Source organism: Priestia sp. FSL P4-0332 (genome assembly GCF_038005845.1).
Classification (GTDB): Bacteria; Bacillota; Bacilli; order Bacillales; family Bacillaceae_H; genus Priestia.
The window spans coordinates 699,368-718,194 of record NZ_JBBOUA010000001.1 but is presented as its reverse complement, the minus strand read 5'-3'; the positions used below and the strand labels follow the sequence as shown (position 1 = coordinate 718,194).

Annotated in this window: 23 protein-coding genes; 8 read left to right on the top strand and 15 right to left on the bottom strand. The window is 37.5% G+C overall.

From position 1 onward, the window contains the following. Positions 1–7: 7 nt before the first annotated feature. The 5 genes from MKY06_RS03790 to MKY06_RS03770 form a co-directional block, all read right to left on the bottom strand. On the bottom strand, positions 8–265 hold the full coding sequence (locus tag MKY06_RS03790; protein WP_097813390.1) for a stage VI sporulation protein F: 258 nt from the start codon (positions 263–265) through the stop codon (positions 8–10). A 132-nt stretch (positions 266–397) separates the two neighbouring features. Next, positions 398–529 carry a YjcZ family sporulation protein gene (locus tag MKY06_RS03785; RefSeq protein WP_098239230.1) on the bottom strand — a complete coding sequence of 44 codons (132 nt, stop codon included), beginning with the start codon at positions 527–529 and terminating at the stop codon, positions 398–400. A gap of 87 nt (positions 530–616) precedes the next feature. Next, complete coding sequence (locus MKY06_RS03780; RefSeq protein ID WP_029324780.1) at positions 617–796, bottom strand: hypothetical protein; 180 nt, start codon at positions 794–796, stop codon at positions 617–619. Positions 797–857: 61 nt separating this feature from the next. Beyond that, on the bottom strand, positions 858–1,028 hold the full coding sequence (locus MKY06_RS03775; protein WP_171843210.1) for a hypothetical protein: 171 nt from the start codon (positions 1,026–1,028) through the stop codon (positions 858–860). A gap of 67 nt (positions 1,029–1,095) precedes the next feature. Beyond that, the gene (locus tag MKY06_RS03770; RefSeq protein ID WP_029324779.1) at positions 1,096–1,488 is read right to left on the bottom strand and encodes a hypothetical protein; all 393 of its coding nucleotides are present in this window, start codon (positions 1,486–1,488) and stop codon (positions 1,096–1,098) included. 261 nt (positions 1,489–1,749) lie between these two features. Here MKY06_RS03770 and MKY06_RS03765 point away from each other — a divergent pair, with 261 nt between their 5' ends. Both MKY06_RS03765 and MKY06_RS03760 read left to right on the top strand, forming a co-directional pair. Continuing rightward, the gene (locus MKY06_RS03765) at positions 1,750–2,484 is read left to right on the top strand and encodes a hypothetical protein (protein ID WP_013055446.1); all 735 of its coding nucleotides are present in this window, start codon (positions 1,750–1,752) and stop codon (positions 2,482–2,484) included. A gap of 138 nt (positions 2,485–2,622) precedes the next feature. Further along, positions 2,623–3,456, top strand: a complete 834-nt coding sequence (locus MKY06_RS03760; RefSeq protein ID WP_013055445.1) for a hypothetical protein — start codon at positions 2,623–2,625, stop codon at positions 3,454–3,456. Between the two features lie 47 nt (positions 3,457–3,503). Here MKY06_RS03760 and MKY06_RS03755 read toward each other — a convergent pair whose 3' ends face one another. The 4 genes from MKY06_RS03755 to mgtE form a co-directional block, all read right to left on the bottom strand. Next, positions 3,504–3,839: a DUF1360 domain-containing protein gene (locus tag MKY06_RS03755; protein ID WP_013055444.1), complete on the bottom strand. Its 336-nt coding sequence runs from the start codon at positions 3,837–3,839 to the stop codon at positions 3,504–3,506. 77 nt (positions 3,840–3,916) lie between these two features. Beyond that, positions 3,917–4,609, bottom strand: coding sequence for a CotO family spore coat protein (locus MKY06_RS03750; protein ID WP_029324777.1), 693 nt, complete (start codon positions 4,607–4,609; stop codon positions 3,917–3,919). A gap of 209 nt (positions 4,610–4,818) precedes the next feature. Beyond that, a complete protein-coding gene (locus tag MKY06_RS03745; protein ID WP_013055442.1) occupies positions 4,819–6,678 on the bottom strand; it encodes a monovalent cation:proton antiporter family protein in 1,860 nt (619 codons plus the stop codon). 158 nt (positions 6,679–6,836) lie between these two features. Then, complete coding sequence (gene mgtE / locus MKY06_RS03740) at positions 6,837–8,213, bottom strand: magnesium transporter (RefSeq protein ID WP_029324775.1); 1,377 nt, start codon at positions 8,211–8,213, stop codon at positions 6,837–6,839. Positions 8,214–8,390: 177 nt separating this feature from the next. Here mgtE and prpE point away from each other — a divergent pair, with 177 nt between their 5' ends. Continuing rightward, on the top strand, positions 8,391–9,131 hold the full coding sequence (prpE, locus tag MKY06_RS03735; RefSeq protein ID WP_025749875.1) for a bis(5'-nucleosyl)-tetraphosphatase PrpE: 741 nt from the start codon (positions 8,391–8,393) through the stop codon (positions 9,129–9,131). Between the two features lie 18 nt (positions 9,132–9,149). Here the strand turns inward: prpE and MKY06_RS03730 are convergent, their stop codons facing one another. The 4 genes from MKY06_RS03730 to MKY06_RS03715 all read right to left on the bottom strand — a co-directional run bounded on the left by MKY06_RS03730 (position 9,150) and on the right by MKY06_RS03715 (position 11,981). Further along, positions 9,150–10,058 (bottom strand): RluA family pseudouridine synthase, encoded by a 909-nt coding sequence (locus MKY06_RS03730; protein ID WP_013055439.1) that lies wholly within the window; start codon positions 10,056–10,058, stop codon positions 9,150–9,152. 14 nt (positions 10,059–10,072) lie between these two features. Then, positions 10,073–10,870, bottom strand: coding sequence for an NAD kinase (locus MKY06_RS03725; protein ID WP_025749877.1), 798 nt, complete (start codon positions 10,868–10,870; stop codon positions 10,073–10,075). 61 nt (positions 10,871–10,931) lie between these two features. Then, the gene (locus MKY06_RS03720) at positions 10,932–11,567 is read right to left on the bottom strand and encodes a GTP pyrophosphokinase (protein WP_014461566.1); all 636 of its coding nucleotides are present in this window, start codon (positions 11,565–11,567) and stop codon (positions 10,932–10,934) included. A gap of 27 nt (positions 11,568–11,594) precedes the next feature. Beyond that, positions 11,595–11,981, bottom strand: a complete 387-nt coding sequence (locus MKY06_RS03715; protein WP_013055436.1) for a UPF0738 family protein — start codon at positions 11,979–11,981, stop codon at positions 11,595–11,597. Between the two features lie 216 nt (positions 11,982–12,197). On the opposite strand from MKY06_RS03715, the gene MKY06_RS03710 reads away from it, so the two are divergent. From MKY06_RS03710 to MKY06_RS03690, 5 genes are all read left to right on the top strand, one after another. After that, positions 12,198–12,788 (top strand): CYTH domain-containing protein, encoded by a 591-nt coding sequence (locus tag MKY06_RS03710; protein WP_029324774.1) that lies wholly within the window; start codon positions 12,198–12,200, stop codon positions 12,786–12,788. 4 nt (positions 12,789–12,792) lie between these two features. Further along, complete coding sequence (locus MKY06_RS03705; RefSeq protein WP_013055434.1) at positions 12,793–13,482, top strand: lytic transglycosylase domain-containing protein; 690 nt, start codon at positions 12,793–12,795, stop codon at positions 13,480–13,482. A 286-nt stretch (positions 13,483–13,768) separates the two neighbouring features. Next, complete coding sequence (locus MKY06_RS03700; protein ID WP_013055433.1) at positions 13,769–14,179, top strand: globin domain-containing protein; 411 nt, start codon at positions 13,769–13,771, stop codon at positions 14,177–14,179. Positions 14,180–14,205: 26 nt separating this feature from the next. After that, a complete protein-coding gene (locus MKY06_RS03695) occupies positions 14,206–15,057 on the top strand; it encodes a ClpXP adapter SpxH family protein (RefSeq protein ID WP_013055432.1) in 852 nt (283 codons plus the stop codon). A gap of 294 nt (positions 15,058–15,351) precedes the next feature. After that, positions 15,352–15,531, top strand: a complete 180-nt coding sequence (locus MKY06_RS03690; RefSeq protein ID WP_013055431.1) for a hypothetical protein — start codon at positions 15,352–15,354, stop codon at positions 15,529–15,531. A 31-nt stretch (positions 15,532–15,562) separates the two neighbouring features. Here the strand turns inward: MKY06_RS03690 and pepF are convergent, their stop codons facing one another. Together pepF and MKY06_RS03680 are read right to left on the bottom strand one after the other, a co-directional pair. Further along, on the bottom strand, positions 15,563–17,380 hold the full coding sequence (gene pepF / locus MKY06_RS03685) for an oligoendopeptidase F (RefSeq protein ID WP_029324773.1): 1,818 nt from the start codon (positions 17,378–17,380) through the stop codon (positions 15,563–15,565). 163 nt (positions 17,381–17,543) lie between these two features. Continuing rightward, complete coding sequence (locus tag MKY06_RS03680) at positions 17,544–18,725, bottom strand: competence protein CoiA (RefSeq protein ID WP_029324772.1); 1,182 nt, start codon at positions 18,723–18,725, stop codon at positions 17,544–17,546. Positions 18,726–18,827: the final 102 nt, after the last annotated feature.

Here is an 18,827-nt window from a genome sequence, read left to right as displayed (position 1 = left end):
CATTAAATTACTTTTTCTCATTTAGCATTTTAGCGATAGTCCCAAAATCAATGGATTGGTTATTATTTGCAATCGCCTTAACAATTTGTTCTTCCTTTTGTTTTGAAATTGGCTTATTCGCAATTTGTGCTACTCGTTTCACAATGTTACGCACCGTTTGCTCATCTTTAAAATTAGCATTCTGTACAGAATTTGCAAGTTCAAAAATATCCTTCATATTAACGCCTGTTTTCTTCTCTATATTTTTAAACATATTATTATCCATTCTACATGACCTCCTTTATTTATACTTCATCGTATGCATCATGTGCCTAGATGGTGACCTTACATCTCATAAAAAAGTAAAGTACGAGTGAAACTTCACCCGCACTTTTGGATGCCTTATTCATAGAAGGGATTAATTAGAAAAACAAACACAACCAACAATAATTAATAGAATGAATAATACAACGATTAACGCAAAACCACCGCCATAGCCACCGCCGTAACCACAACCACCGTAGCCGTATCCTCCGAATCCACAGCCCATAATATTACACCCCCTATGTTTGACTCTCTATACTGTATGTTCAATCACATGATTTCGTATGGGCTTTTCAACTGTTCTCTGTAAATTTCATTGTCCAAACGGATCTTCAGCATCCTGCTCATCAAGTTTTTTTACATTTTGCTGCAGCTTCCTCTCTTGCTGATTCATCTGCTTTTCTGCTTTTTCTACTTCTTTCATTCTGTTTTGATGCTCTCTCATCATATGCTGTTCAAAAAACCGTTCAAATTCATCAAAAAAATCCGGCATATTTACACCTCTCTTCACTATATGTAAAAAAGCATTGTCAGGGTGACAATGCTTCTGGAGCTTATCGCTTTGGTAACTTTGAACCACAGCCGCAACCATCTTGTTTGGGAGAAGGGTACTGAACTGGCTTAGAAATAGACTGATCTTTCTTCACCGATTGCTTTGTCATAGGTTGTGGATGATAAGGCAGTGGCTGAGGGTATTGATTAGGATTATAATTATAATACATCATGTTTCCCTCCTTTTCACAGCATCCTATCTATAACATTATATTCAGGACTAAAGAAAGACGTTCTCTCTTATTTGTCCATTTTACGCTGCATAGACAAAAATAAATCGGTGCTGCTTTTTGGTTTCCTTGCTCTTGGTGCTTCCACCCTTTCTTGCTCTGTTACTTCTCCCAGCCTGCTCTCTAGCTCCTGAATCGTTTCTCGTGCATGATCATGATCATCATACTGCACAATAGACTGTTCATTTTTTGATTTTTGTTCATTGACACATGCCTTAAGCCAATCTATTTTTTCTTGCAGCTTTCTTTTTTCTTGTTCATGCTTTTCCTTTAATTCAGCTAACTCTTCTTTCATATCTTCATATTCAAATTCTTGGTGCTTGAACTTTTGATATTCTTCCTTATAAAAAGCCAGCTCTGACTTTAATGAAGAGATCTTTTGTTTCACTTTTTCCTCACTCATGCTGCTCACTCCTTCATTATAAACAATGCACAAACCTCTGAAAATCAATTAAAGATGAATAACACTTTTTACTAACATGAATATGCTGTAATTGAGTTTATTATTTCCTTCATTTTTTATGCTCGCTTCATCCAGAAATTATTGCTATAAATTCCGCTTTTACTAAGGAACATAAAAGTAAGTCATTCATACACTATAGTAGTCCGATACCTAGTAACGAACAGCGTAAAGGAAGGACAATTACAATTAGGAGGTTTAAAAATGGGAGAACATTTTGAAGCATTGTGTATCCGCGTACCTAAAGTGTACGATTGGGTCAGACGTCAAGTAGTTTTGCCACAAATCTTTACTAATGACGCTTCACTATTTGATGAAGAGGCGCTTGAAGATTTAGGCCATGATGTAGAAGTAGAAGTTATTTTAACTGATAGTAAAGGACACTCGGTAGACGTTTCTGATGAAGAGGCGCTCGATCATGTAATTGAGCTTGTACCACAAGGTGGTCGCAAACCTAAGAAGGTCATTTTACCAGACGGAGAAATTGTTATTCTTCATGAAGTAAAATTATCAATTAGCGGTTTTTATAAAATTAGGTTAATTAATTTAGGTGGACATCATAAATACAGCGATGTCGAATCTAGTGTTATTCCTTGGAAAATACATCAAACATTCTATCTTTGCGCACCTGAAGGAACAGAACCTGTTGTACACCTTGATTCTTTTGAAGGAACTGATGGTTCTATTAGATTATCAGACATTCACTTACAGCAGCTAAGCTTCGACCTTGTGTTAGGTCTAAGTGTGCAAATTGAAAAAGATGTTAAGATTGAAGTAGAAGGAAGCTTCTGTTATCCTCGCCCCGAAGTTATTTCTACAAGCAGCGGTTTCTCACCGATTGAATATCCACCTCAGTGTGAAGCTATCTTCCCTGGAAGACCTTATCGTGATTCTGATGAAAGTGACTTCGAAAGTGACTTTGAAAGTGACTTTGATTAACTGGATAACCTCAGAGGAGAATATTTCTCCTCTTTTTTCATCGTTTACAAGCTTTGTGCATACATATAAATAAAACTGCTGTGAGCAGCTCTGTTTTACAAAGCTGGTTCATAGCTCAGCAGGAAAGGAGACTAGTAGATGAGTCGTAACTCCCCTTCTCCTAAAGATGATTTAACTCAATTAAAACAAAAGCTCATTCACTATAAATCGGAAATTCGGCACGTGCAAAACCAATTAAAAAGCTATGAACGAGCTTTAGAGCGAGAAAAAGAAAATACATCATTTTGGAAGAAAAAACACGCTGAGACGCTTTCTACATCTGAAAAAGAAGTAGAAATTGAAGGGTTAGAAAGAGAGCTGGATTTACTGAGAAACGAGCTTTCCGAACAAAAAATTATTGCCGAAGCATTTCGAGAGAAGGCATCAAGAAAACAGCCGGTTATTGAAGAAAAGATCGTGGAAAAAATAATCGAAAAGGTTGTAGAAAAGCCCGTAGAAAGGTTTGAAAAGAGTGATATCCTCTGTTTTTTTCAACATTCTATACTGCTGCCAGAACAAAGTGAAAGAGAGCTGATGATATTCGGCAACGTAATTATTCAAAATCAAACGAGCAGTACTTTACACTCTCCCGTGCTCTGTTTAAAGATGAAACCCGTCGCTTCGTCCACATTAAGCGGGAAGATTGTTGATGAGAAAAGCATTGAAGCTTCTAGTATTCCATCTTCTTCTTTAGAATGGCGCTACGCTCATCCAAAATGGAACGAAAAAATTCAACATGACGGTGAGTATTGGATCAAACCTATTAAGCAAACATCATTAAAGCCAAAGGACAAATTACTATTTGACTCTTTCCAAGTAGTTATTCCTCTATCCTCTGATACGACCTCATTTATTCTCGAAGGCTTTTTCTATAGTGAAGAGTGGCAAGAAGGCATTCCTTTTTTAAATAAAGTCGTGCTAAATTTCCCTTAATTATTAAAAGACATATTGATGTTCAATATGTCTTTTAACTCGTCCATTTATTTCATAAAAGATTCTATAATCCCCGCACATCCCGCAATAGCTAAGATCGTAATGACAGGAATAGCAATGTGCGGAACAGCTACATAACTAAAATAAATTCCTACTGCACACCATATGCCCGTACACCAGTAACAGCTGAGCAGCTCTCCAATCCATCTCCGCAACCCTTTACCTTTTATCTCTAAATATGTTATCCTATTTCCTTCTTCATCTTGATCTTCTACAATTTTGTGAAACGGTTTACGAATAAAAGCCGTAATTTTATCAAAAACGATTAGGCGAGTGAGCCGAAACGTCGCAAAGACAAATAACGTTAGATAAATCCATGTCATCTTCATTCCTCCGTGCATTCCCAAGCTTATGAAAATAAAAGCTAACGTGCTTTTTCACTGTTAGCTTTTAGGCTTACTTAAATTTTAATGATAGATATGGTCTGAATATCATTAAATGTCAACACTTTCTTCTCTTTATTAGGAGGGATGCTTACGTACAAACTTCCTTCTTTAAGTTCTAAAATTGTTCCTATATATTTTTGATTTTGACACACAATTTCACAAATAGGTTGAGACATATGAGCTGGAAAACTGCATAGAAACTCAATTTTTTCTTTGATCGTCATAGACTGAAACATTTTATTTGGCTTTTGAGTCTCTGATTGCGGTATATTCACAGGAACAATTGAATGTTCTACACCTTTTTCCTGCTTAATTTCCTTTTTAATTCCTATATCTTTTTCCTGCTTAATTTCCTTCTTAATTCCTATATCTTTTTCCTGTTTAATTCCCTTCTTAATTCCTATATCTTTTTCCTGTTTAATTTCCTTCTTAATTCCTATATCTTTTTCCTGCTTAATTTCTTTCTTAATTTCTATATCTTCTTCCTGCTTAATTTCTTCCACTTTTTCTACCTCAGGCTCGTTAACTTCTTGAATAGAAGAAAAGCTGGGCTCTTCTTTTAATACATGCTCTTTCTCTATTCCTTTATTGTCTTGCTGTTTTGAACTAAAATAATATTGCATAGAACGCTGATTTTGCTTAGCGTTTGGCTGGACAATGTACATTAGCGGCTCGTTTTCTTCTGACTTAGATTTTGAGTTAGTCATGAAGCATACCTCCAATTGCTTGTTATCGTTCTTTTAAAAATGTATGCTTGCACACGGAAAAACTTGTTTATTTTTTTGCAGTAGCCTTTTTTGATGTAAAACCAGCACTATACTTTTGTCTCCCGCATTGAAAGAAACGCAAAAAAAAGCGCTGCATATGCAGCGCTTTTTACTGATTCAATAAGGTAGAAGGATAAGTCCACACCTAATCATCTAATTTTATACTCAAGAAGCATACGCAATTCATTCACATACGAACGAGACCCTGTTACAATCAAACGATCATCAAATTCAAGTTCCGTATCACCATGAGGTACAATTGAATCTTTGCCTCTAAAAATTCGAACAAAAATCACATCTCCTGTAAATGGGAACTTGCGAAGCTCTACCCCCTCATATTTAGGGTTACGCATATTGATTTGATAAAGTGCTGTTTCTTGATTTGTTAAGATATTTAAAATATTTGGCGATTCGATTAAAGCTTTTAGCAATGCAGTCGTAGATAACAGCACAGAAAAAACTTCAATGTTATTTTCTTTCATCTTTTCATCTAATACAGGACTTTCTACGCGGGCAATAACCCGTTCTGTACCATATTCTTTTGCAAATAGAGCAATGTCGCTATTTCTTTCTTCTTCCCCTGTTGTTACAACTAATACATCCGCATCTAAAATCCCCATACGTATTAAAGTTTCCTTACTATATCCATCGATGTCGACGATATTAAAAATGGAATCCGACGTACGGTTTTCAATTTTGTCCTGAGTAGGATGATAAATCGTAACATCATATAAATCAAGATCCATTTCTCGAATAACCGGGAGTGTAAATTGATTTGCACCGAGCATATTAACCTTCAGCTTTCTGTCACTGATTTCTGGCTTTGGAAACAGCTTTCTAAAGATAATAGGTGTAATAATACATGTAATAATCGCCACCAAAATCAGCGCACCGGACATTTGTGAATCAATAACACCAATATTTTCACCAACCGTTGCTGCCGCAATAACGAGTGATAAAGTCGATGTTAAAAGAAAACCCGATGCCAAAACGGTTTTCATATCATACCATTTTCTTAAGATTAACGCTGGGACTAGCTTGGATATCAACAGTGCAATGAATAATAAAGGCATTAATATCAGCACTTTTTTATCACTGAACAATGACCAAACGTCAAGCTTCACTCCTACCATCACGAAAAAGATAGGAATTAAAAATCCGTAGCCAAACGAATCTAATTTATGAACTAAGTTTTTGTTAGGCGCAAGAAGAGAAACGAGTGATCCCGCTAAAAAAGCGCCTAAAATGTTTTCAACGCCAATTGACTCCGAAAGACCCACCAGAATAATAATGAGTGCAAATACCGCGCGCGTGTCGATTTGAATTGTGCCTTTAGACATTGTCTCAAGAAACGATCGGTTTTTAAACTGCTTCCCTATGAAGTATAAAATCACTCCTACTCCAAATAAGATTAAAATCAACCATGTATTGCTATTTCCTGATTTATCATAGACGGAAGCAAATACGGCTAGTAAAATCATCGTGACTAAGTCCGCAATAACCGCAATCAATAAAATGGTTTGTCCAATCGGCTTTTTCATAATCTGTGCATCTTTTAATGTCGGCACTACTACTCCTAGTGAAATGGTAGAAATAATAAGCGTCATCAAAAAGGCGTTATCAATAAAACCTGTCCATACAAAAACATAGGACAAAAATAGTGAAACCGCAAAGATAGCTGCAAACACTAGTATAGAAATGGAAAAAGCATTTGGCACCTTCGCTCCTGATACCTTTTTGTCTTTTGAATTTCCTCCAGCAAAAGCAGAAAAATCAATTTCTAAACCACTTAAAAACATCAAAAAGATAAAGCCTAGAGTGGAAAGTGTTTCAAGCCACATATCCTGCTCCACAAGGTCAAAACCACTTTTCCCTATAATTAATCCCATAATAATTTCAGCTACGACTACAGGTATAATGTTGAGTTTAAACCGATGCAACAGTATAGGCGTTAAAAAGGCCAAACTAATGACGATAACAAGTGATGTAAAGGACGCGTGCTGTTCCATTAGATTCCCCTCCTTTTACCTTCGCTATTTATAAAACGAAGACGTTAGTATTCAAAATTAAAGGTTAATCATAAAAGCTTGAAGGTTCTCTGTCAACTATATGAACTGATAATGAAAATCCGACATGATTACTCATGTCGAATTCTAAAGTCCTTTCATTATTTTAAATAACTCATAAATGTTGTCGCTAGACCGAAGTAAATTAAAATACTGATAAGATCATTGATCGTTGTAATAAATGGTCCTGATGCGACTGCAGGGTCAATTTTGAACCTGTGCATGAGAAGCGGGATAAACGCTCCTGCTAGTGTAGCCACAATCAATGTTGAAAATACAGAGACGCCTACCAAAGCGCCTAAAATAAGATCACCTTGCCAAATATAAACAATTAATACAACTAAAAGTCCGCATGATGCGCCCGTAATCATTCCGGTAGCTGCTTCTCGGATTAACAGCTTAATTTTGCTTTCTTCTTCGATTTCTCCCGTCGCCAGTCCGCGAACCGCAACGGCTAGTGCCTGTGTTCCTGTATTACCAGCCATACCGCCAATCAAAGGTATAAATACAGCTAAAATAGCTACTTGATTCAACGTATCTTCAAAACGTCCAATTAAACTCGCTGTCATCATTCCTAAAAACAGCAAAATGATAAGCCAAGGCAGCCTCTTTTTGGCCGCTACTAAAGGATTGTGGTCAATCGTATCATCTACATCACTAATACCCGCTAATTTAGAATAGTCATCCGATGCCTCTTCATCAAGAACGTCCATCACATCATCAACCGTAATGATCCCGAGAAGATGCTGCTGAAAATCAACAACTGGAAGCGCAAGAAAGTTGTAATCGCGCATAATACGCGCAACTTCTTCTTGGTCTTCTGCTACTGACACAGATACGACTCGTTCATTCATAACTTCGCTTATCATCGTATCTTCATCTGCTATAATTAAATCACGAAGAGAAATAACACCTGCTAGATGCTTTTGTTCATCAATAACAAATACATAGTAAATCGTTTCCGCTTCTGGAGCTTCCCTGCGTAGAATGTGCATGGCTGAATGTACGGTTTGATTTTCACGAATGGACACAAACTCAGTCGTCATAATACTTCCAGCGGTATATTCCTCGTAATGAAGCAACTCTTTAATTTCATCGGCTGCTTCTTCATCCATAATCGTTAAATAGCTCGCCACTTGTTCTTTATCCAATTCATTTAATACGTCAACGGCATCATCCGCCGACATTTCCGACAGCATGTCTGCTGCAAAATTGGGATGCATCTCTGAGAGAATTTCTTGATAATCTTCTTCTCGTATCTCTACATTTTCAAAGATATCCGCCATTTCTTCCGGAGATAACATCTCGTACAGCGCAAATCTAGAACGCTCATCTAATTCTTCAAAAAATTGAGCTTGGTCATACGTATGCATATGTAAAAATTCTTCACGAAATGCATCGATTTCATTTTTTTCTAAAAGTGATAATAAATGTTCGGCGAACCATGCCTTTTCTTCTTTTTCAATTGAATCTGTCATGTCTTCAACCTCCCTGTCGCACAAAACTCATTTAACTTTATGATGAATTTTGTTTTTTTTCAACTCACAGCTCTTTACTCTTTTCCCAATAATATATAAGTTCTACACATAGTTTGCTCCATATAAGGGTAATTTTATATCGTCAAAGGAAAAACCTTTTAAGGATGTGGATAAAAGATGAAAGTAGATATAATAGGCGATATCCATGGGTGCTATGATGAATTAAAAGCGTTAACAGAAAAACTTGGGTATGAGTGGCAAGACGGGATTCCTGTCCACTCTGACGGACGGCGCCTTGGATTTGTAGGTGATTTAACAGACCGAGGACCTCATTCACTAAAAGTGATTGAGCTCGTATGGTCACTTGTAATAAAGCATCAGCAAGCTTACTACTGTCCAGGCAATCACTGCAATAAGCTATATCGCTTCTTTTGCGGTAACAAAGTGCAAATTACTCATGGGTTAGAAACGACCGTTGCTGAGTACGAAGCTTTACCTTCAAGAGAACAGAAATTCATTAAGAAAAAGTTCATTGAGCTTTATGAGCAATCGCCTCTATATGTGCAGCTTGATCAAAACCAATTAATTATTGCTCACGCCGGTCTTAAAGCTGAATACATCGGCAGAACGGATAAAAAAGTAAAAACCTTTGTGCTATACGGAGACATTACGGGTGAAAAACATCTAAACGGCATGCCTGTCCGACGGGATTGGGCCCAACATTATAATGGAAAACCTTTTATCGTGTATGGGCATACACCCGTAGTAAAAGCCAGAAAAATTCATAATACCATTAATATTGATACAGGCGCAGTTTTTGGAGGGGCTTTAACGGCGTTTCAGTATCCTGAAAGGAATATTATATCGGTGCCTTCATCTATGCCTTACGTAGAGGAAAAATTTAATCACTTCGTGTAAAAAGAAAGTCGCTTTTCATTAAAAAAAGCGACTTTCTTTTACGATTTGAAGTTTCTGCATATCTGGCGGCAAAGGTGCTGTAAAAGACAAAGTTTTTTGTAAAAAAGGATGAAAAAAAGTGAGCTCATAGCTGTGAAGAGCTTGACGAGAAATAAGATGATTCGTTCCGCCATATAAGGTATCTCCAAGCAGTGGATATCCTTTATAAGCCATATGAACACGAATTTGGTGAGTTCTCCCCGTCTCAAGCGAAAGAGCAACTTCTGTAAAAGAAGAATACTGACGAAGCGCCGTATAGTGTGTAATAGCAAACTGCCCATCTTCTCTTACTTCCCGTTCAATGATACTTGACTCTTTTCGGCCAATCGGTGCCTCTATCGTTTCTTTGCCAACAAGCTTACCATGAACAAAAGCTCGGTACACGCGTTTAATTTCATGTTCTTTTTGTGCTTTAGAGAATAAGTAATGAACGTGCCTATGCTTAGCGACAATAAGCAGCCCAGATGTGTCTCGGTCCAACCTATTCACAAGATGAACAGTCGAGTTAATGTTATTTTCCTCATAATAATAGAGCACAGCATTACTTAGTGACCACGTTAAATGTTCTCGAGAAGGTATACTTGGCATGTTTGGCTGCTTATTCAAAACTAATATATACTCATCTTCGTATACAATATCCAAAGGTATAGCTCTAGGAAGAAGACTTTCACTTGCTTTTTCTGGTGGAAACGCCACCTTGATTTCGTCACCTTTTTGCAGAATATATCGAACCGTTGCATGCTTTCCATTTACTTCAATTGCTCCTCCTCTGAACTTAATGTCCGTCAGAGAAGCTTTGGAAATATCATGTTCTTTTAAAAATTCACGAACCGCTACACCCTCGAAAGAATTATCTACGGTCCAACTCAACGTAAAAACTTGTTTCATTCTCTTCCCTGCCTTTAATCATCACATACAAAAGAGTCTCTGACACGCTGCCAGAAAGGAAACGCACGAAAGCGAGCAAATCGAATTTTTTCGCTTGCTACCCGAAATTGAATCGACTTTACATCTTTATGTAAAAGAGTTAAATGATCAATGGTAATTTGAAAGTCTGCGTCGTTGACAGGCTTTAACAGCGCTGTATGATGTCCAGGAAGAACCAATGGAGAACCTATCGTACGGAACACTCGATTGTTAATAGAAGCCATTTCAGCAATTTGAATAGCTTGAAGCGAAGGATGTAAAATCGCGCCTCCAAGGGATTTGTTGTAAGCTGTACTTCCCGAGGGAGTGGATACGCAAAGGCCGTCTCCTCGGAATGTCTCAAATCGCTGCCCTTTAATTTCCACATCCATTACTAAAGAACCTTCTACACTTTTTACCGTACATTCATTCAGAGCTAAGTATCGAGCTTCGCGTCCACCGTTTGTGTAGCGAATAATCACTTCGAGCAGTGGATACTCTACAGTCTGATAGGGTGTCTTTGCAATAGCAATCACCAGCTTCTCAATCTCATCAGGTGTCCAATCTGCGTAAAAGCCTAAATGGCCGGTATGAACCCCAATAAAAGCCGTCTTGTCAAGTCGGTTTCGATAGCGGTGAAACGCGTAGAGAAGCGTTCCATCCCCTCCTACTGACACTACAATATCAGGCTGGTTTTCATCATATTCTAAATGAAAATCTAATAAATACGTTTTCATTTTTTGCATAAGCGTATTTGATATTTGGTTGCCTTTTGATGTAATAGCAAATTTTATTTTCTCCACCTAATTCTCTCCCCCTATCCATCCAATGTACAAAGCTGTTGCTGAGTCATACCTAAGATTCTTCCGCCGATTCTTTTTTTCGTGAGAAAATAGCCTGAGCTTCTTGAATCTCACCTCGTATTTGAGACATTTCTTCATCGAGCTGAGTAGCCGCTTCAGAAGCACGCTGAAGTCGTTTTTTGATATTCTCAGGAAATTTCCCGCTGTACTTATAATTTAAAGAATGCTCAATTGTAGCCCAAAAATTCATAGCCAGTGTACGAATTTGAATTTCCACTAAAATTTTCTTTTCACCTTTAATTGTTTGAACAGGATAACATACGACCACATGATATGAACGATAGCCGCTTTCTTTTTTATGAAGAATATAATCTCTTTCTTCAATCAATTCAAAGTCTGTTCGCTGACGAAGGAGCTCTACGACCGCTTTAATATCGTCCGTAAATTGACACATCATACGGAGTCCCGCAATGTCCTGCATCTCTTCCTCTAAGCGATCGAGAGAAATTCCTTTTCGAGTCGCTTTATCCAAAATACTGGCGATAGGCTTTACTCGTCCCGTCACGAATTCAATAGGTGAATGTGTAGACTTCATATCATACTGTGAACGAATTCCCTTTAATTTCACCTTAAGTTCTTCAACGGCTTGTTTATACGGTGCTAAAAATAAATCCCAATGCCTGATCATTAATAACACCCCCCTTTTTTCTCTCTATTACTTATTTTCTTTATCTAAAAAAACTTCCTCTACTCTTGCTACCATCTCGTCTCCATAATTCACATTTCCTTCGATGTTACTGATGAGATAAGATAGCTCTTCTTTAACGGCTGATAGCTCAATTACTTTCTTATTAATTTCTAAAAATACTTTCATATCTTTATGTAAGACGTGCTTTAAATTTGCCCAAATATTATCACTAAGGCCAACATACATAAATTGATCATTAATATCTACAACATATACAAATGACATGTTATCTGAGTCAACAAGCATTTGTTTTGTATCTTCCAATTGTTCAATTTCCGTCTCAATAGGGTCTGCTTTTAAATGTAATTCATTTGATTTCATCACACAGGTAGTGATGTCAATTCGATTGTGCATAAATAAACTCCTTCCAACTATACAATTCGTTACTATTTTAACACATTCCAGGAACGTTTAATAAAGGTAAAACCTAAACAATCCGTATTTCTTCATTTTCCAAGTTCCCCATATGGTTATTCCTGTTAGGAAATGTAGTTTTACTGTCTCAAAAAGTGTGATAAATTAAGATGGAAAGTGCCTTACCAAAAGACCTAAATTAAAAGGATGATTTCATTGAAACAAGAAATTGAAATTGAATTTAAAAATATAGTAACGAAAGAAGAGTTTGATCGTCTCCGCTCACACTTTCAACTAACTGAAGATCAGTTTGTTTCTCAAGAAAACCACTATTTTGATACACCTGCTTTCTCATTAAAAGACTGCGGGGCTGCCCTGCGAATTAGAAGCAAAAAAGATAAGTCCGTTCTCACGCTCAAACAGCCTCATCAAGAGGGTCTTTTAGAAACACATGAAGCATTAACAAATGAACAAGCTAAAGAATTGCGAGATGGCAGCGCCAAGATTCCGTCAACAATTCAACAGCTTATTACTGATTTACAAGTCGATAGCCATGCGCTAACTTATTTTGGCACTTTGCGTACAAGTCGAGCAGAAATTCCATATAAAAACGGGTTACTTGTACTCGATCATAGCTTTTATCTAGGTGCTGAGGATTATGAACTTGAATACGAAGTAACCGATGCCAATGAAGGAGCAAAATATTTTGAGCAATTGCTTACGGAGCTTGATATTAAAAAGAAACCAACGGAAAATAAAATTCGACGGTTTTACAAGCGAAAGTATACGTTAATGGATGGAGAATAAATTCATGAGCATGAATATTAACAATTACATGTCTTCCGTTCAATTTCCTGGAACTCAGCCATTTTCAGTTAACAACCAGATGCCAACAGCTAACGTGATGCTTGGTACAACTTTACTCTCTGTATTTGCTCAGCTTTTTCAAGACTACGTCAATCAAGAGCCTCAAATGAGTACCAATCTTTACTTGAAGGCAGCGCAGATGTTTCCATCTACGGCGGTTCAAATGCAGTCCGAGCCATCTATTTCTTCCTCAAGTAAAGCAGCGGCTTCAAATGCTGCCTTACCTGCACAAAAAAATGAAACGGCAAAGGCCAGTTCTCAGGATGTACAAACGATAATTACAGAAGCAGCTGCACGCTACCAGCTGGATCCTAAACTTATTCGTTCTGTTATTAAACAAGAATCAAACTTTAATCCATCTGCCAAAAGTTCTGTAGGAGCGGCTGGGCTTATGCAGCTAATGCCAGCAACCGCTAAAGCTCTTGGTGTAGAAGATCCGTATGACTCCAAGCAAAATGTGTTTGGAGGAGCCAAATATCTTCGACAAATGTTAGATAAATACAACGGAAACGTGAAATTAGCATTGGCGGCCTATAATGCTGGACCAGGTAACGTTGATAAATACGGCGGAGTACCCCCTTTTCAGGAAACGCAAAAATATGTAAATAAAATTATGTCTTCTTATCTTGTGTAAATGAGCCAAAGCATTCGCCACTCGAACATGGAATGGCTGTAGTTTGTCGAGGTTACACTATATAAATAGAAGGAAACGTTTGTGAAAGTATTCCTTTGTTTCTCATAATTAGTGATTTGCCACAGCATCATAGACTTTTCTTATGTAAAATTCGACTTTATCTCTTTTCCAGTAGAAGAAGTAAGCGGATAGTTTGAGTTAACGAAATGACACTGCTAAAATTAAGGAAAGTAAAAAACACCAAAGAGTTAAGACGTATATTTCTTATAACAAAGGAGTTATCAACATGAGAGAAAAAATCCACTCCCCTTACGAATTATTAGGCGGTGAACATACGATTTCAAAACTTGTTGATGCTTTTTATACACGCGTTGGACAACATCCTGAGCTCGCGCCAATTTTTCCTGATGATTTAACAGAAACAGCACGAAAGCAAAAGCAATTTCTGACACAATATTTAGGAGGGCCTTCGTTATACACTGAAGAGCATGGTCACCCTATGCTGAGAGCTAGGCATCTTCCTTTTGAAATTACACCGTCAAGAGCCAAAGCCTGGCTGACATGTATGCATGAAGCAATGGACGAAATTAATTTAGAAGGCCCTGAGAGAGATGAACTTTATCATCGTCTTATTTTAACTGCCCAACACATGATTAATTCACCGGAACAGACAGATGAGAAAGGATTTTCACATTGAGTAATCTAAATAGCCAATACCCATCCTTGCATCAGCTTTGTCAAGGTTCAAATAAAAAACCGCTTGAAATCTATGTATTTGTTGACCCTCTTTGCCCGGAATGCTGGGCACTCGAGCCTATTCTAAAGAAGTTACAAATAGAATATGGTCAGCTGTTATCCCTCAAGCATGTGCTTGGCGGAAACTTACAGCAATTAAATATTGGAGCACAGCAGAAATTTGAACATATTGCAAAATCGTGGGAGAAAACTGGAAGCCGCTCCGGTATGTCATGTGACGGCAATCTGTGGCTTGAAAACCCAATCGATACTCCTTACGCTGCATCAATTGCGATTAAAGCGGCCGGTCTGCAAGGAAAGAAACAGGGCATTCGCTTTTTGAGAAGACTTCAAGAAGTAGTATTTTTAGAAAAACAAAATGTTACAGAAGAATCTGTCTTAATACAATGTGCAAAACATGTGGGGCTAGATGTTAATGAATTTGTAAAAGATTTGCATTCAGATTACGCTGCGAAGGCCTTTCAATGTGATTTAAAAATCACGTCGGAAATGGATGTCGATGAAATTCCAACTCTTGTGTTCTTCAACGAAAAAGTTGAAGAAGAAGGCATTAAGATATCAGGATACTATTCGTACGAAACATATGTACACATCATTAAAGAGATGTTAGAAATTGACCCAGATCCAGCTTGTCTTCCGCCTCTTCGTTCATTTTTAAGCTATTTTCAATTTGTTGCTTCAAAAGAAGTTGCGGTTGTGTATGGTTTATCATTAGAAGAGGCTGAAAAAGAATTGAAAAAACTTCAGCTTCAGCAAGTGGTTGAGAGAGTTCCTGTCAAATACGGCACCTTTTGGAGAAGTACTGAAAAGAGCTGTTAATCATTAAATGTTGATGCTTATCCTAAGCATCAAATAAACAAAAAAGACTTGGCTTTCGCCAAGTCTTTTCGTTTGTCTTAAGACAACAAGGGGATGGGAGAAATTTTTCACGGTCAAACAAAGGGGTATATGTTTGTTTTGTGATAAACTTCACGATTAATACTATAGCAAATTATGTCGACTTTTGGCAACCCCTTTTTTCAATTTTATTCACTTTTTTATAAAAAAACTTCATAAACAGCCAGATTCACTCATATAGTACAACCAATTATGCTTTTAATAGAGGTGTTAACTATGAAAATTGCTGGAATTACTCTAGGGGTTGTTATTCTTTTGGTTTCTTTTTTATTCTATATTTTATCTCTTATGCAGCTTGTTCCTCTCATTATCGCAGGCCCTCTCTTATTTTTAGCTATTCTTATTATTTTTACATTGCTTAACAATCACAACAAATTTCGAGGATTTAAAAAATGAAGCAGGATACAGCTCCTGCTTCATTTTAATTTTATTGATTTAATAAACGTTCCATTTCCGTTAATTTCTCTTCAAATACAGCTAGCGCTTCTTCAATAGGCTGAGACGTTGTCATGTCTACTCCTGCTTTTTTCAACACTTCAATTGGATAATCAGAGCTTCCTGACTTTAAGAAACCTACATAGCGCTCAACAGCTGCATCTCCTTCTTCAAGGATTTGCTTGCTTAATGCCGCTGCTGCACTGAACCCTGTAGCATATTGATAAACGTAGTAATTGTAGTAGAAATGCGGAATACGAGCCCATTCTAATCCAATCTCTTCGTCAATTACTAAGTTGTCTCCAAAATACTTTTTATTTAAGTCATAATATAATTTTGTTAATAATTCAGGTGTAAGCGGCTCTCCGTTTTGAGCACGCACGTGCACATCGTGCTCAAATTCAGCAAACATCGTTTGACGGAATACCGTACCGCGGAATCCTTCTAGATAATGGTTAAGCAAGTACAAGCGCTGCTTTTCATCATCGATCGTTTTTAGTAAATAATCGTTTAGAAGCGCTTCATTACACGTTGAAGCTACTTCTGCCACAAAGATTGAATAATCTCCGTAAGGATATGGCTGCGTTTTTCTTGTGTAATAACTGTGTACAGAATGGCCAAATTCATGGGCTAGTGTAAACAAGTTATTTACATTATCCTGCCAGTTCATTAAGATATAAGGATTGGTGCCGTACGTTCCTGAAGAATAAGCACCGCTTCGCTTGCCTTTGTTCTCATGAACGTCTACCCAACGGTTTTCAAATCCTTCTTTTAACACGTTAAGGTAGTCTTCACCTAGTGGTTTCAGGCCTTTTAAAATATAATCTTTTGCTTCTTCATAGGTTACTTCCATTTTTACGTCTTTTACTAAAGGCGTATAGAGATCATACATATGAAGGTCTTCAATTCCCAATACTTTCTTACGTAAATCAATATATCGATGCAATAAATGCAAATTATCGTTCACTGTTTTAACTAAGTTATCGTATACTTCTTCTGGAATGTTATTTGTGCTAAGAGCTGAGTGACGAGCTGAATTATAGTGACGAACGCGGGCGCTAAAATTATCTTTCTTCACCGTGCCGCTTAACGTACTTGCAAACGTATTTTTAAATTTACCGTACGTTTCGTACACCGCTTTAAACGCTTCTTTTCGTACGCGGCGATCGCTGCTTTCTAGGAAACGAATATAGCGCCCGTGCGTAATTTCTACTTCTTCTCCATTTTCATCTTTAATGGAAGGAAATTCTAAATCTGCGTTGTTTAACATTCCAAACGTGTTGCTTGAAGATCCTAACACTTCAGAAGCCTGAGCAAGAAGCGCTTCTTCGCTTTCTGATAAAATGTGCGGACGCTCGCGAGTAATTTCATCTAATGCATGAGCATATAACTTTAGCTCTTTATGTTCCGCCATGTATTGTTTAATTTTTGATTCTTCAATAGACAAAATTTCTGGTGTTACATACGATAGTGCACTTGCAATTTGGGTATAAAGTGTTTTGATACGATCATTTAACCCTTGATAAAAAGAGTTAGTGGTATCTTGATCGTAGCGCATATGAGCATATGTATAAAGTTTACTAACGCGCATTGTGAGCTCGTCTTGCTCTTGAAGAGCGTCGTATAAAGTTTGAGCGGACTCTCCAAGTTTCCCTTTGAATTTTTCCATTTGCGGAATAAGAGCTTTTACTTCTTCAAATTCTTTTTCCCATGCGTCATCTGAAGCAAAAATATCCTCTAGTTTCCACGTATCTTCTACTTTTATCTCGCTTCTACTTGGTAACTTTTTTACTTTTGATTGTTCACTCATGGTCATCCCTCCATCTTTTTCTACCTGTCTATAACTGTTCGCTTTTTCTAAGGCGAATCCTTTTTATTTCTTTCGTTATTGTATGTTGTTTTAAAAGAATTAATCAAAAGTCAGTACGCTTTTGAAAAAAGGATTCTTTCTTAAGCGTACTGATTTTCAGTGATTATGTCACTTCTTTTGCTTGATTTAACCACCTTTTCATCATTTGTCCATCTTCTAAAAAAGCATCAGATGTTTGCTTTGGAATCGTGTAGGGCCTTCTGATTTTGTATACCCCAGAAGTTATATACGTTAGCATCCCTAGCCGGCATAATACCTCTATATACTCAAACAGGGGCTGTTCCACAGCAACAGGGGCCATCGGCAAAGACCGAAATACAATATGCCTCTTACGAATTCTGTAGAGCCATAGCCGGCCTAACTCTTTCTCTGTAACTAAATCCCCTACTTGCTTCTGCTGCATTAAATCGAGAAGCAGCCACGTTTGCCATATAGTAGCAGACGTTTCAACCATGTATAAAGAAGGCAGCGGCATGCCTGCTTCTGCTGGAATATGGGAGGGAGGAATATTATTTTCATAAAGAGCGTGTAAAAAAGGCTGAAGCTTCTGATTAGGATAGAGGATATAATGCGTTCTCCATGCCTTCTTTTTCTTTATCCATGAAGAGAAAAATTGAGGTTGTGTATGTGTAGAAAAAAGATCATGAAAGGTATGCTCGTGAGGAGAGAGCACGACAAGCTGTGCATAACAAATCTGAGATGAAAAAGGAATAAGATGTTCAAGTTTCAACAGTTGATTAGTAGAAGGTGAAAAATAAAGAAGTGTGGGCGTATAATCGGAAAGAGTAAGAAACTGCCACTCTTGAAAAGAAAGTTGATACATATAAGTGGATAAGCGCTTCATTCTTTTTGCCCCCATAATCCAAAGGGGCATATAATTTCCTTTCTCATAATGAATAGAACGTTTGGTTAGCGCTGAGGAAGATAAGGAAGCACATTGAAATTCGATTGCATATTTTTGCGAGGGCGTATCTACAAGAAGATCTGGACGCTGCATAATGTCAGGAAGATAACTTTCTAACTCGACTTCAAGATGAGAACTAAACCAGTGAAACAGCTTTCGTTTTCCGTCGAGATGATAATCTGTTTCACCTTCATGCTGAGCGACGCATGTTTTTTTCAGGTGAGCAAAATGAGGGATTTTTTTTGTACCTGCCTTTAACTGTACAGGGGATTGACAAGAGGGACAGTAGAACTGCTTTTCTTTTTTCCACAGCTTAAGCTGTTCAAGCGAAAAGCGCTGAGCTAGTGAAATGAGGCCTTCTTCTGTTTGTGCAACTAACAATCGTACATTTCTCCTTCCTATAGTAGCGAGCTATATCCTTGTATTCGACACCTTTCTACTAAACCCTTTTCTTTCAGAAAAAAACCACATTACAGCATACGC

Bases quoted from the DNA above. Each gene is read 5' to 3' on its own strand.
- MKY06_RS03690 (WP_013055431.1), top strand. From the start codon at position 15,352: ATGAAAATTGCTGGAATTACTCTAGGGGTTGTTATTCTTTTGGTTTCT.
- MKY06_RS03780 (WP_029324780.1), bottom strand. From the start codon at position 796: ATGCCGGATTTTTTTGATGAATTTGAACGGTTTTTTGAACAGCATATG.
- MKY06_RS03765 (WP_013055446.1), top strand. From the start codon at position 1,750: ATGGGAGAACATTTTGAAGCATTGTGTATCCGCGTACCTAAAGTGTAC.
- pepF (WP_029324773.1), bottom strand. From the start codon at position 17,380: ATGAGTGAACAATCAAAAGTAAAAAAGTTACCAAGTAGAAGCGAGATA.
- MKY06_RS03755 (WP_013055444.1), bottom strand. From the start codon at position 3,839: ATGACATGGATTTATCTAACGTTATTTGTCTTTGCGACGTTTCGGCTC.
- MKY06_RS03775 (WP_171843210.1), bottom strand. From the start codon at position 1,028: ATGATGTATTATAATTATAATCCTAATCAATACCCTCAGCCACTGCCT.
- MKY06_RS03730 (WP_013055439.1), bottom strand. From the start codon at position 10,058: ATGAAACAAGTTTTTACGTTGAGTTGGACCGTAGATAATTCTTTCGAG.
- MKY06_RS03785 (WP_098239230.1), bottom strand. From the start codon at position 529: ATGGGCTGTGGATTCGGAGGATACGGCTACGGTGGTTGTGGTTACGGC.
- MKY06_RS03705 (WP_013055434.1), top strand. From the start codon at position 12,793: ATGAGCATGAATATTAACAATTACATGTCTTCCGTTCAATTTCCTGGA.
- MKY06_RS03770 (WP_029324779.1), bottom strand. From the start codon at position 1,488: ATGAGTGAGGAAAAAGTGAAACAAAAGATCTCTTCATTAAAGTCAGAG.
- MKY06_RS03750 (WP_029324777.1), bottom strand. From the start codon at position 4,609: ATGACTAACTCAAAATCTAAGTCAGAAGAAAACGAGCCGCTAATGTAC.
- MKY06_RS03790 (WP_097813390.1), bottom strand. From the start codon at position 265: ATGGATAATAATATGTTTAAAAATATAGAGAAGAAAACAGGCGTTAAT.
- MKY06_RS03760 (WP_013055445.1), top strand. From the start codon at position 2,623: ATGAGTCGTAACTCCCCTTCTCCTAAAGATGATTTAACTCAATTAAAA.
- MKY06_RS03700 (WP_013055433.1), top strand. From the start codon at position 13,769: ATGAGAGAAAAAATCCACTCCCCTTACGAATTATTAGGCGGTGAACAT.
- MKY06_RS03745 (WP_013055442.1), bottom strand. From the start codon at position 6,678: ATGGAACAGCACGCGTCCTTTACATCACTTGTTATCGTCATTAGTTTG.
- prpE (WP_025749875.1), top strand. From the start codon at position 8,391: ATGAAAGTAGATATAATAGGCGATATCCATGGGTGCTATGATGAATTA.
- MKY06_RS03715 (WP_013055436.1), bottom strand. From the start codon at position 11,981: ATGCACAATCGAATTGACATCACTACCTGTGTGATGAAATCAAATGAA.
- mgtE (WP_029324775.1), bottom strand. From the start codon at position 8,213: ATGACAGATTCAATTGAAAAAGAAGAAAAGGCATGGTTCGCCGAACAT.
- MKY06_RS03720 (WP_014461566.1), bottom strand. From the start codon at position 11,567: ATGATCAGGCATTGGGATTTATTTTTAGCACCGTATAAACAAGCCGTT.